The sequence below is a fragment of the Curtobacterium sp. AC268 genome, assembly GCF_979258745.1.
The window spans coordinates 1,911,880-1,924,994 of sequence record NZ_OZ409878.1 but is presented as its reverse complement, the minus strand read 5'-3'; the positions used below and the strand labels follow the sequence as shown (position 1 = coordinate 1,924,994).

The following is a 13,115-nucleotide window of genomic DNA, read 5'->3' as shown; positions in this document are numbered from 1 at the left end:
CGCGTCCAGGGCGCGGTCGCGACCCGGGACACCGCCTGTTCACCCGTCGGCCACCGGCCGGTCGCGTGGATGCTGAACAGTCGTGCAGGTCTCCGCCCGCTCTCTCCCCCGAGAAGGACCCTGCATGCGTGCTCCTGCCCTGCGCCCACCCACGATGCGGATCGGCGCAGTCGTCGCGACCGCCCTGGTCGTCGCGGCCGGTGTCGTCACCGCCAGCCTGGCCCTCGCGGCCGTCGGTGACGACGACCCGACCGTCGGCGCCGTCGCGGCGAACGGCCTCGTCGTCAACGAGGTCGAGTCGAACGCCGACGACACCGACTGGGTCGAGCTCGAGAACACCTCGGGTGCCGCGATCGACCTGACCGGGTACGCGTTCCTCGACTCCGACAGCTCGCACGACGCCTCCGTGCTGCCCAGCGGCTCGACGATCGCGGCCGGCGGCTACTTCGTCGTCGACCAGCTGTCCGCGACCGCCCCCGGCTTCGACTTCGGGCTCGGCGGTGCCGACACCGTGCGTCTCTACGACCCCGCCGGCGACCTGGTGCTCCGGTACGCGTGGACGACCCACGCGGGTGTCACCTACGGTCGCTGCGCCGACGGTGTCGGGCCGCTCGTGGACACCACGTCCTCGACCAAGGGTGCCGCGAACGACTGCTCCTCGCCCGTGCGGATCAACGAGGTCGAGTCGCAGGACGGCACCCCCGGCGACTGGGTGGAGCTGACCAACACCGGCAGCACCACCGTCGACCTGGGCGGCTACGTGCTGCGCGACAGCGCGGACGACCACACGTACACGATCCCCGCGGGCACGACCGTCGCGGCCGGGGGCTTCACCGTCCTCGACGAGGCGGCGTTCGGCTTCGGACTCGGCAAGGCGGACTCCGTGCGGCTCTTCGACGCCCGCGGTGCGGTCGTCGACTCGACCTCGTGGACGGCGCACGCGAGCACGACGTACGGCCGCAACCCCGACGGCACCGGGGACTTCGCCGAGACGGCAGCACCCACGAAGGGTGCGGCGAACCGGTTCGCCGGCGTCGTCACCGCCGAGGCCTGGCCCGGCGGCCCGGACGAGATCGTGCTCGACGACGAGGACACCTTCACGGGCGACCTGAGCGGCCTCGACTGGACGACCTCGAAGACCTCGCGCGACGGGCAGCTCTGGGCCGTGCAGAACGGCGACGGCCTGCTCTACCACCTGACCTCGGACGGCACGGGCGGCTGGGCGCCGTCGAACGCCGCGGGCACCGACCTGCGCTACGCCGACGGCACGGGCACACCGGACGCCGAGGGCGTGACCGTCACGAGTGACGACCCCGGCGCCGTCTACGTGTCGACCGAGCGGAACAACGACGTGTCGAGCACGAGCCGCCCGTCGGTCCTGCGCTACGCCACGACCGACGGCTCCGAGGGCACCCTGCGGGCCACCGACGAGTGGAACCTCGCCGCGGACTTCCCCGGGCTCGGCGCGAACGCCGGCCTCGAGGGCATCACCTGGATCCCGGACACCTGGCTCACCGCGCACGGCTTCACCGACGAGCGCACGGGCGCCGCCTACGCACCGTCGCGCTACGCCGGACACGGCGAGGGCCTGTTCTTCGTCGGGGTCGAGGGCACCGCGAGCGTGTACGCCTACGCCCTGATGGACGACGGGTCCTCGGCGCGGGTCGCCACGATCGCGACCTCGCTCGCCGTCGTCGCCGACGTGCAGTTCGACCCGACGCTCGACGCGCTCTGGGTGGTCTGCGACGAGGTGTGCTCAGGTCGGACCGCGCTGTACGAGGTGACCGACGGAGTCTTCGCCGCGTCGACGCTGTACGAGGCGCCGTCGGCAGCCGACCGCACGCTCGCCAACGAGGGCTTCGCGATCTCGGGCGTCTGCACCGACGGGGAGCGCGCGACCTTCTACGCCGACGACAACGACACGGACGGGTTCTCGCTCCGCACGGGGACGTACCCGTGCGAGGGCGGCGACACCGACCCGGGCACGGAGCCGACCCCGACCCCGACCCCGACCCCGGGCGACGGTGGCACGACGCCGACGCCGGTTCCGACACCGGGTGGGACGCCCACCGCGGGTCCGACACCGGGTCCCTCGGCTGCCCCGGTTGCTCCGGTGGCGCCGTCGGGGTCGCTGTTGACGGAGGCGAGTCGTGGTGGGGTGTCTGCTCCGGCGTCGGCTCGTGCGGGGGAGACGATCATGGTGACGGTCGGCACGCAGTCCGCGGGGCAGAGCGTCAACGTGTGGTTGTTCTCGGAGCCGACGTTGATCGGTACGGCGGTGGTGGCTGCTGACGGGACGGTTCGGGTGACGATCCCGGCGGACACGGTGGCTGGGGTGCACCGGTTGGCGGTGACGGCTGCTGACGGGTCGTTGATCGGGTGGACCCCGATCACGATCACCGCGGATGGGCAGCTCGCGTTCACGGGTGCTTTCGGGATGGGTGCCGGTGCGGTGGTGGCGTTCCTGCTGTTCGCGGCGGGTGCGGGTGTGCTGGTCGTGCGTCGCCGACGTCGGACGGTGGCTGCGGAGTAGTCCCCACGCCCCACGGGCGCACTTCGTGAGCAGGAATGGTCGGGTTCGAACAGCGGACCCGACCGTTTCTGCTCACCATGCGCGGTGGGCGCGACCGCGCGACGGACGGGAGGCGCGGTGCGGGGCCGCCCCGCGCCTCCAGGCCGGTGGGCGCGTGCGTTCAGTGCTCGGTGCTCGTTCAGTGCTCGGTGCCGTGCATGGTCTGGGTGTCGTCCTGACCGGGGATGGCGTCCTTCGTGGTCCAGCCGTACCAGCGGCCGTCGATCTCGGTGACCGCGCGACCGTCGCCGCAGGTGACCAGGCCCTTGGTCGGGAGTTCCTCGGGCAGGAAGTCGGCGGTCATCGCCGTGCCGCCGTAGGACTCGTCGAGCGGGGTGCAGTCGTCCACGTCGACGCCGTCCTTCGACGCGAACCCGATGACGTACCCGGGCTGCGAGACGTGGAGGCGGACGTCGATGTCCTTCGCGTCCTCCGGCACCCACTTCGGCATGAAGAACGCCAGGTCCTCGGACTCGCCGGAGCGCGGGGCGTCGGAGTACGTGTCGAAGTGCTTCTGCGGGGTCTTGTTCGGCACGATGTCCTGGATCGCGCTGCAGCCGGCGGTCAGCAGCAGGGCGGACACCGCGGCGGTGGAGGCGAGGGTGATCCGGAGGGTGCGGCGGGCGGTGGTGGGGCGCGTGTCGGTGCTCATGGATCCAGTCTCGCGACGGTCGCAGCGCTGAAACATCACGTGCGCACCCGGAAGCGGTCGGGGGTTAGCCCCACCTGGGCACCGCAGCACGCCGTGCCACCCGTCGGGGATCGGCCCGCGCACCCGGTCGTGACGCCGCAGTAGCGTCGGGGGCATGCAGCAGGAGATCCTCCGGTACACCGCCTTCGCCGCCGAGCCGGGCGGCGGCAACCCCGCCGGGCTCGTGCTCGACGCGGCCGGGCTGTCCGACGACCAGATGCTCGCGATCGCCCGGCAGGTCGGGTACCCCGAGACCGCCTTCGTCGTCGGTTCGACGGCGACCGGGCCGCGGGTCCGCTACTTCTCGCCGAGCGCCGAGGTCCCGTTCTGCGGGCACGCCACCGTCGCACTGGCCGTCGCGTTGGCCGAGCGCGAGGGGCCGGGCCGCCGGGTGTTCACGACCCTGGCCGGCGAGGTCGCCCTCGATGCGACCGTCGGCGCGGACGGCGCGGTGCAGGTCGCGATGACGAGCGTCGAGCCGGCCACACGCGGCCTCGACCCGGCCCTGCTTGCGCGGCTGTTCGACCTGCTCGGGCTCGAGGCGGCGGACATCGCTCCGGGGTTCCCGGTGCTGGAGTCCTTCGCCGGCAACTGGCACCCGGTCCTCGTGCTGCACGACCGCGAGCTGTTCCACCAGTTCCGGTTCGCGCCGGGCCCCCTGGCCGAGCTCAAACGCGAGGCCGGATGGGCGGGGACCGTCACGGTGCTGCACCGCACCGGTGACCAGGAGTACGAGGCGCGCAACCTGTTCCCCGCCGGGCGCATCACCGAGGACCCGGCGACGGGATCGGCCGCGGCGTCGACCGGGGCGTACCTGCGGCAGATCGGTGCAGCGCAGCCGGGCGACCGCATCACGATCCGGCAGGGGCGGCACGTCGGGCGTCCGAGTCTGCTGCTCGTGGACGTGCCCGAGGCCGGAGGGATCACGGTGACGGGGAGCGCGACGCCGATCTCCTGACGGACGCTCCTTCCCAGAACGCACGCGATGGGAAGCGGAATCGGGCGTACCTGGTCGAAACTTCCGACCGGGTACGCCCGATTTCACCAGGTACGCCCGATTCCGCCGACGGCCTCCCCCAGAAACTCCTTGACACGGTTAAGTCAATACGGTGGACTAATCCTGCGCGCGGGCGATGGTGCCCGCGGACATCACCCGTGCAAAGGAGCACCGATGAAACGCACCCGCATCATCGCCGGACTCGCAGCTGTGGCCGTGGCCGCAGTCGGTCTGGCTGGCTGCTCGAGCTCGGGGTCCGCCTCGAGCGACACGATCAAGATCGCGTACCAGAAGTTCGGCGCCTTCCAGCAGCTCGACGCCCAGATGAAGGTCGTCAAGAAGCAGTACGAGAAGGACAACCCCGGCAAGAAGGTCACCCTCGTGCCCATCCAGGCGCAGGGCAACGACTACTACACGAAGCTCGCGCTCATGAACAAGGCGCCGGCCACCGCCCCGGACGTCATGTACGAGGACACGTTCCTCGTCAAGGCCGATGCCGAGGCGGGCTACCTGCTGCCACTCGACAAGTACACGGACAAGTGGGACGAGTGGGACCAGTTCTTCGACAACGCCAAGCAGGCCGGGCAGGGCGACGACGGCAAGATCTACGGCGTCCCGATGGGCACCGACACCCGAGCCCTCTGGTACAACAAGGACATCTTCAAGAAGGCCGGGCTCGAGGTCCCGTGGAAGCCGAAGACGTGGGACGACGTGCTCGCGGCGGCGAAGACCATCAAGGACAAGCAGCCCGACGTCATCCCGTTCAACATCTACTCGGGCAAGGCGCAGGGCGAGGCCTCGACCATGCAGGGCTTCGAGATGCTCCTGTACGGCGCCGACGGCTCCGGCAACACCCTGTACAAGGACAAGAAGTGGGTCACCGGCTCGAAGCAGTTCGAGGACTCGCTCAAGTTCGTGAAGGACGTCTACCAGGGCGGCCTCGGCCCGACACCGCAGCAGGCGCTCGACACGAACGTCGGCACGACCATCGCCCAGACGTGGCTGCCGAAGGGCAAGCTCGCGATCGACCTGGACGGTTCGTGGCAGTCCGGCACGTGGCTCAAGTCCGGCACCGCGCCGTGGCCCGAGTGGAACGACGTGATGGGCCAGGCACCCATGCCGACCCAGAACGGGCAGGCTCCCGGCTACAACTCGATGTCCGGCGGCTGGACCCTGGCGGTCGGCGCGAAGTCGAAGAACCCGCAGGCGGCGTTCGACTTCATCACGAGCTTCCTCGACAAGGACGGTTCGCTGAAGTACGACACCGAGAACAGTCAGATCGCCGTCCGCAAGGACGTCGCGGACGACCCGGCCTACACGGCGGCGAACCCGACGTTCAAGTTCTTCTCGGGGTTGGTGGAGAACACCAACTTCCGCCCGGCGACGAGTGACTACTCGCAGGTGTCCAACGCGATCCAGGTCGCGATGGAAGCGGTCATGACCGGTCAGCAGTCGCCGAAGGAAGCGGCTGCCGCCTACGACAAGGCCGTCACGCAGGTGGTCGGCAAGGAGAACACCGTCTCCGCTGGTTGACGGACGTCACCCACTGACGGCCGGGAGGCGCGGGGCGGTCCCGCCCCGCGCCTCCCGGCCGCTCCTCCCCACCTTCGGAACCCCTCCGCACCCGGAAGGCACCCATCGTGTCCAGCACCCCCCTCGCGCCGACGCTGTCGGCGCCCGGTGCGCCGAAGCGCACCGATCCACCCGTGCCGCGCAAGCGGCGACCACTGCGGAACGTCGGACGAGCGGTTCCGCTCGTCCCCGCCCTGGTCCTCCTCGTCATCTTCCTGCTCGGCCCCGTCATCTCGTCGTTCTACGGGTCGTTCACCAACTCGGCCCTGACCGGCGCCAGTGCGGCCGACCAGCAGTTCGTCGGGTTCCAGAACTACGTCGAGCTGTTCCAGGACCCGGACTTCCCGAAGTCCGTCATCCTGACCGTCGTCTTCCTGCTGGCCTCGGCCGTGGTGGGACAGAACGTGCTCGGCCTCGGACTGGCCCTGCTGATGCGCTCGGCGAACAAGGCCGTCCGGGCGATCGTCGGCACCTTCGTGGTCGCCGCGTGGGTCCTGCCGGAGATCGTGGCGTCCTTCGCGGCCTACGCGTTCTTCAACGACGAGGGGACGCTCAACACGTTCCTCGCGTCGATCGGGATCACCGGCGCGAACTGGCTCTACACGTACCCGATGCTCGCCGTGATCCTGGCGAACATCTGGCGCGGCACCGCGTTCTCGATGCTCGTCTACTCGGCCGCCGTGCAGGAGGTCCCCGAGGAGATCACCGAGTCCGCTGAGGTCGACGGAGCCACCGGCTGGCAGCGGCTCGTCTACATCACGCTCCCGGTGATCCGCCGGAGCATCTCGACGAACCTCATGCTCACGACGCTGCAGACCCTGTCGGTCTTCACGCTGATCTTCGTGATGACCGGCGGCGGTCCGGGCACGAACTCGTCGACCCTGCCGATCCTGGCGTACCAGGAGGCGTTCAAGTTCTCGCAGCTCGGCTTCGGGACCGCGATCGCGACCATCCTGCTCGTGGTGGGGGCGGTCTTCTCGATCATCTACATCCGGGCCCTCAAGCCGGAGGTGGACTGATGGCCATGACAGCCCCGTCCCTCGACCAGACCACGACCCGCTCGGTGACCGCACCGGGGTCGATGCACATGACGTCACCGCGCGGCCGCACGATGCGGTGGGTGTCGAACACCGTGCTGCTCGTCATCGCGGTGTGCTTCGCGGTGCCGCTGCTCTGGCTCGTGCTCGCGTCGTTCGACACCCAGGCGTCGCTGTCGGTGAAGCTGCCCTCGCAGTTCACCCTCGACAACTTCGCGAAGGTGCTCACCCCCGAGCTGTCGTTCATCCCGCTCGCGAACAGCCTGCTGCTCTCCGGCGGCACAGCGGTCGTCACCGTGGTGTTCGCCCTGCTCGCCGCGTACCCGCTGTCCCGGTACAAGATGCGGGTCAACAAGCCGTTCCTGTACAGCATCCTGTTCGGCACCGGCCTGCCGATCACCGCGATGATGGTGCCCGTCTACGCGCTGTTCGTGTCGCTCAACCTGATCGACAACGTGTGGGGCTGCATCTTCTTCCTCGCCGCCACGTCACTGCCGATGGCGATCTGGATGGCGAAGAACTTCATGGACTCGGTGCCGATCTCGCTGGAAGAAGCGGCGTGGACCGACGGCGCCTCGATGCTCACCACCCTGACCCGCATCGTGATCCCGCTCATGCGTCCGGGCATCGCGGTCGTCTTCATCTTCGTGTTCATCCAGGCGTGGGGGAACTTCTTCGTCCCGTTCGTCCTGCTGCTCTCGCCCGAGAAGGTGCCCGCCGCGGTGAGCATCTTCAACTTCTTCGGGCAGAACGGGGCGGTGGCGTACGGCCAGCTCGCCGCGTTCTCGATCGTCTACTCCGTGCCCGTCATCGCCCTCTACGTGATCGTGTCCCGAGGCCTCGGCGGCGGCAACGCCCTCGCCGGCGGCATCAAGGGCTGACGCCGGCTCCCACCCCCGCAAGACACCGGTGTTCGCGCGTCGAACACCCGCGAACCGCGGTTCGATCCGCGAACACCGGTGTTCCGCGAACCAGAAAGGAAGCACATGCACCAGGACGAACCGCTCGTCGAGGCCCGGATCGCCCGCCTCGTGCGCGACCGCGTCGACCCCGCCGTCCTCCGTCGCTCGGCGCCGGTGACGATCGAGGCGTGGGAGGTGCCGGGCGAACCGGTGCCGTTCGACGCCGCCGTGGGCGAGACGTACACACCGTTCACGGTGGGGTCGCACTGGGGCGGACGCCCGTGGGGCACGACGTGGTTCCGGGTGACCGGGACCGTGCCGGCGGACTTCGGCACCGCGCCGGGGACCACCGCCGAGCTCCTCGTCGACCTGGGGTTCACCAAGCGGCAGCCCGGCTTCCAGGCCGAGGGACTCGCGTTCCGCGCCGACGGCTCCACGATCAAGGCGATCGAGCCGCGGAACGACACCGTGCCGCTCGAGGTCGGCCCGGGGGAGTCCTTCGAACTCTGGATCGAGGCCGGGGCGAACCCGGACATCGGCGGCGACTCGTTCCAGGGTGCGACGCCGCTCGGCTCGCGCTCCACCGCCGGCGACGACCCGATCTACCGCCTGAAGGCCCTCGAGGTCGTCGAGCGCGACGACACCGTGTGGGAACTGCAGCAGGACCTCTGGGTGCTGCGCGGGCTGATGGCCGAGCTCCCCACCGACGGCACCCGCGGCGCCGACATCCTGCGGGCACTCGAACGCGCCGCCGACGCACTCGATCCGGACGACGTCGCCGGCACCGCCGCGGACGCCCGTCAGGTCCTGGCGCCCGTGCTCGCTGTCCCCGCCAGTCCCGCCGCCCACCGCGCGATCGCCGTCGGGCACGCCCACATCGACTCCGCCTGGCTGTGGCCCGTGCGCGAGACGAAGCGCAAGTGCGCGCGGACGTTCTCGAACGTGCTCGACCTGATGGACCGCGACCCCGACTTCACCTTCGCCTGCTCGTCCGCGCAGCAGTACGCGTGGATCCGCGACGAGTACCCGTCCATCTGGACCCGCATCAAGCAGCGCGTTGCCGAGGGCCGGTGGATCCCGGTCGGCGGCATGTGGGTCGAGTCGGACACCAACCTGCCCGGCGGTGAAGCCCTGGCCCGCCAGTTCGTCGCCGGCAAGCGCTTCTTCCTGGAGGAGTTCGGCATCGACACCCCGGAGGCCTGGCTCCCCGACTCGTTCGGCTACTCGGGTGCCCTGCCGCAGATCGTCCGCGCCGCCGGGTCGAAGTGGTTCGTCACCCAGAAGCCGTCGTGGAACGAGACGAACGTCATCCCGCACACCTCGTTCCACTGGGAGGGCATCGACGGCTCGCGCGTCCTGACGCACCTGCCCCCGGCCGACACGTACAACTCCGACGTCTCGCCCGCCGACCTGCGCCGCGGCGAACGGAACAACAAGGAACGCGGCACCGCGAACACCTCGATGCTCCTGTACGGCTTCGGGGACGGCGGCGGCGGTCCCACCCGCGAGATGGTCGGCGCCGCACACCGCCAGCACGACCTCGACGGGTCGCCCCACGTCACACTCGGCACGCCGGCGCAGGTGTTCGAGCAGCTCGAAGCCGAGCTGCCGACGCCGGGGGTCTGGTCGGGGGAGATGTACCTCGAGTTCCACCGCGGCACCTACACGTCGCAGATCCGCACGAAGCAGGGCAACCGCCGCTCCGAGCACCTGCTGCGCGAAGCCGAGCTCTGGGCAGCGACGGCGGCGGTCCGGCTCGGCAGCGAGTACCCGTACGCCGAACTCGAGGACGCCTGGCACACCGTCCTGCTGCAGCAGTTCCACGACATCCTGCCCGGGTCCTCGATCGCGTGGGTGTACGAGAACGCCGAGGAGCAGTACGCCCGGGTCGCCGAGGTGCTCGAGGGGCTGATCGGCAGCGCGACGACGGCGCTCGCCGGCGCCGGCGCCGACGACGCCGCGTCGGTCGTGCGCTTCAACGCCTCGCCGGTCGCGGCAGGGGACGTGACCGCCCTGGCAGGTTCGGTCGTCCACGCGCCGCGACCCGTGCCTCCCGTCCGGAGCGGCGACCACTTCGTCTTCGACACCGGCGTCGTCACCGCGACCATCGACGCCGCCGGCCACGTCGTCTCGTTCGTCGACCACGCCACCGGACGCGACGCGATCGCGGCCGGCGCCGCGGCGGCGGAGTACACGGTGTTCCGTGACACCCCGAACCAGTGGGAGGCGTGGGACATCGACCGCGCGTACCAGCGCAACGGCACGGTGCTGTCGGCCTCGTCCGTCTCGGTCGACGGCTCCTCGCTCGTGGTGGAACGGTCCTTCGGATCGTCGACGCTCACCACGCGCTACTCCGCAGTGCAGGGCGAACCGGAGCTGACCGTCGAGACCGAGGTCGACTGGCACGAGCACCAGAAACTGCTGAAGCTCGCGTTCCCGATCGACGTGCTCGCCTCGTCGGCCTCGAGCGAGATCCAGTTCGGGCACATCGACCGGCCGACGCACCAGAACACCTCGTGGGACCACGCCCGGTTCGAGACGTCGGCACACCGCTGGGTGCACGTCGCGGAGCCCGGGTTCGGCGTCGCCGTGGCGAACGACTCGACCTACGGCCACGACATCACGCGCGAGACCCGGCCGGACGGCGGGATCACCACGCTCGTGCGGGAGTCGCTGCTGCGCGGGCCGACGTTCCCGGACCCGAACGCCGACCAGGGACACCACGTGTTCCGGACGGTGCTGCGGATCGGGGCCTCGGTGCTCGACGCCGCCGACTCCGGGTACCGGCTGAACCTGCCGGTGCGGAGCGTCCCCGGGTCGGCCGAGGTCGCGCCACTCGTCACGGTGTCGTCGCCGCAGGTGTTCGTCGAGGCCGTCAAGCTCGCCGAGGACCGCTCCGGAGACGTCGTCGTGCGACTGTACGAGGGGCTCGGGGGCCGGGCGTCGGACGTCGGGGTCTTCTTCGGGTTCGACGTCGGGTCGGTGTCGCAGGTCGACCTGCTCGAGCGGCCGCTGGAGCACTCGTGGTCGGGCGGGGAGCCGGTCGTGCTGACCCTGCGGCCGTTCGAGATCGTGACGCTGCGCGTGCGTCGGGCCTGAGGCAGCGGGCCCGGCGTTCGGTCGGGGAGAGACCGCGGCGCCGGACGGGACACGGGTGCGTTCCGTTCGGCGCCGTGTTGCGTGTGGGTGCGGGGTGGCCGAGGTGGGCGGGTCGGGTCGGGTCGGGCCGGGTGGGGCGGGTGGGGTGGGTCGGGCGTAGCTGGTCGAATCGGGCGTACCTGGTCGGAACTTTCGGCCAGGTATGCCCGATTCCATTTGGCATCGCGGCCGTTCTGGGAAGGAACGTCTCCCCTCCACAACCGCCCAGGCCTGGAGGCCCGTCCACAGTTCCCGACATCGGCCCCAGGAGCGGGTGGCTGAGCGGGCATCGTCACGTGCATGAACGAGTCGCTGCCCATCCTCCGAGCCTCCGCCATGCACGAGGCCGGCCTCGACGCCGCCACCCTGCGCCGCCGAACCCGGACCCGGGGTGTCGGCCGCCTGGTCCGGGTCGGACCGAACGCCTTCGTCGACGGTGCCGCGTGGGACGCCGCCGGGCCTCGTCAGCGGTACGTCACCCGGGTCTTCGCGCGGCTCGGACGGCTCGGCGCGCGGGCGACGGCCTCGCACCTGTCCGCGGCGGCCCTGCACGGACTCCCGGCGCTCGGCGGGTGGGACGTCCCGGTGCACGCGACGGTGCCGGAGTCGATGTACCGGGGCAGGAGCGCCGAGCTGGTCCTGCACACGAGACCCGTCGGCCGGGGCGAGCGGGCTACGGTCGGTGCGATCGCCGTCACCTCCGTGCCCCGGACCGTCGTCGACATCGCGATGTCCGGCGACCTGCGGGCGGGCGTCGTCATCGCGGACGCCGCCCTGCGACGTGGGTTCGACGACGCCGACCTCCGACGAGCGATTCCTCCGAAGGCCCGCGCCCGAGCCCTGGCGCAGCAGGTGCTCGACCTGGCCGACGGTCGCTCCGGGTCACCGGCCGAGTCGCTCGCTCGGGTCGTGTTCCGGGAGCTCGGACTGCCCGCGCCGGTGCTGCAGCAGGAGTTCGTCGTGGACGGCCGTCGGTCCGCGGTCGACTTCTGGTTCCCGGACCACGGGGTCATCGTCGAGATCGACGGACGGGCCAAGTACTCCCAGGAGCGCTACCTCGGCGGCCGGAGCCCGACCGAGGTGTTCCTCGACGAGAAGCGGCGACACGGTCGGTTGCTCACCGTGCCGGGTGTCCGGACGATCATCCGGCTCGAGTGGCGAGACTTCTTCGACCTCGAAGCGCTGGCACTGCGACTCCGGGCGGCGGGGCTCCCGTGCGCGGTCCGTCCGGTCCGGAGTGCTCGACGCCGCGCAGGGTGACCGTTCGGCACCGCGTGGGGTGACCGTTCGGCACCGGTGAACCGGCACAGCACGCTCTGGCTAGCGTGGCGGCATGGCAGTGCAGGAGATCTGGCTCGTCCGTCACGGCGAATCGGTCGCGAACGTCGCGGCGGCTCGGGCCGAAGCAGCGGGCGACGACGTCATCGATGTCGAGTTCCGGGACGCCGACGTCCCGCTCAGCCCGCTCGGCACCGATCAGTCTCGCGCCCTCGGGCAGGAGCTCGCCGACCGCGGGATCGAAGACGTCGCCGTCGCGCTGTGGGTGTCGCCGTACCTCCGCGCACAACAGACCATCGCGATCGCGCTCGAGGCAGCCGGCCTCGCCGAACCCGAGAAGCGGGTGGACGAGCGGCTGCGCGACCGCGAACTCGGCGTCCTCGACCTGCTGACCCTGCAGGGCGTCCGCAACCGGTACCCGGACGAGGAACGCCGCCGGCAGTGGCTCGGCAAGTACTACCACCGGCCGGCGGGCGGGGAGTCGTGGGCCGATGTGATGCTCCGGCTCCGGTCGCTCCTCGGCGACGTCGAGCGGGTCGACGGTGCCGAGCGCCTGGTGATCGCCGCGCACGACGCCGTGGTGATGCTCGCCGTCGCGGTGTGCCTCGACCTCGACGAGCCGGCGCTCATGGAGTTCGCCCGGACCCACACCGTCGCCAACGCCTCCCTCACCCGACTCCGTCGCGACGACGCCGGATCGCCGTGGGTGCTCGAGGAGTTCTCCTCCGTCGGGCACCTGGACGACGACGAGGTCACCCAGCACACCGGCCGGAAGGACGACGAGCATGTCCACTGAACCCGTCACCCCGAACTTCCTGCGGGACTGGCCACTGCCCGAACCCGGTGCCGGCAAGTACGGCCGCGGGCAGGTGCTCGTCATCGGGGAGCGGCTCGGACGCCGGGAGCAGCGCTGCTCTCCGCGCTCGCC

At 70.7% G+C, this 13,115-nt stretch carries 9 protein-coding genes; 8 read left to right on the top strand and 1 reads right to left on the bottom strand.

The window, feature by feature from the left end; all coding sequences use genetic code 11:
- Positions 1-124 precede the first annotated feature (124 nt).
- Positions 125-2,533 (top strand): lamin tail domain-containing protein, encoded by a 2,409-nt coding sequence (locus ACZZ9K_RS09055; protein ID WP_463443884.1) that lies wholly within the window; start codon positions 125-127, stop codon positions 2,531-2,533.
- 178 nt (positions 2,534-2,711) lie between these two features.
- On the opposite strand, the gene ACZZ9K_RS09050 is transcribed toward ACZZ9K_RS09055, so the two are convergent.
- Positions 2,712-3,224, bottom strand: coding sequence for a hypothetical protein (locus ACZZ9K_RS09050; protein ID WP_463443883.1), 513 nt, complete (start codon positions 3,222-3,224; stop codon positions 2,712-2,714).
- Positions 3,225-3,378: 154 nt separating this feature from the next.
- Between ACZZ9K_RS09050 and ACZZ9K_RS09045 the strand changes: the two genes are divergently transcribed.
- The 7 genes from ACZZ9K_RS09045 to ACZZ9K_RS09015 all read left to right on the top strand — a co-directional run bounded on the left by ACZZ9K_RS09045 (position 3,379) and on the right by ACZZ9K_RS09015 (position 12,983).
- The gene (locus tag ACZZ9K_RS09045; protein WP_463443882.1) at positions 3,379-4,221 is read left to right on the top strand and encodes a PhzF family phenazine biosynthesis protein; all 843 of its coding nucleotides are present in this window, start codon (positions 3,379-3,381) and stop codon (positions 4,219-4,221) included.
- A gap of 213 nt (positions 4,222-4,434) precedes the next feature.
- Positions 4,435-5,793, top strand: a complete 1,359-nt coding sequence (locus ACZZ9K_RS09040; RefSeq protein ID WP_463443881.1) for an extracellular solute-binding protein — start codon at positions 4,435-4,437, stop codon at positions 5,791-5,793.
- Between the two features lie 107 nt (positions 5,794-5,900).
- Positions 5,901-6,851, top strand: a complete 951-nt coding sequence (locus ACZZ9K_RS09035; RefSeq protein WP_111056610.1) for a carbohydrate ABC transporter permease — start codon at positions 5,901-5,903, stop codon at positions 6,849-6,851.
- Between the two features lie 5 nt (positions 6,852-6,856).
- Positions 6,857-7,750 (top strand): carbohydrate ABC transporter permease, encoded by an 894-nt coding sequence (locus tag ACZZ9K_RS09030; RefSeq protein ID WP_371836703.1) that lies wholly within the window; start codon positions 6,857-6,859, stop codon positions 7,748-7,750.
- Positions 7,751-7,855: 105 nt separating this feature from the next.
- Positions 7,856-10,870: an alpha-mannosidase gene (locus ACZZ9K_RS09025; RefSeq protein ID WP_463443880.1), complete on the top strand. Its 3,015-nt coding sequence runs from the start codon at positions 7,856-7,858 to the stop codon at positions 10,868-10,870.
- A 339-nt stretch (positions 10,871-11,209) separates the two neighbouring features.
- Positions 11,210-12,169, top strand: a complete 960-nt coding sequence (locus ACZZ9K_RS09020) for a hypothetical protein (RefSeq protein ID WP_463443879.1) — start codon at positions 11,210-11,212, stop codon at positions 12,167-12,169.
- Positions 12,170-12,242: 73 nt separating this feature from the next.
- The gene (locus ACZZ9K_RS09015; RefSeq protein ID WP_463443878.1) at positions 12,243-12,983 is read left to right on the top strand and encodes a histidine phosphatase family protein; all 741 of its coding nucleotides are present in this window, start codon (positions 12,243-12,245) and stop codon (positions 12,981-12,983) included.
- The last annotated feature ends 132 nt before the right edge of the window (positions 12,984-13,115 follow it).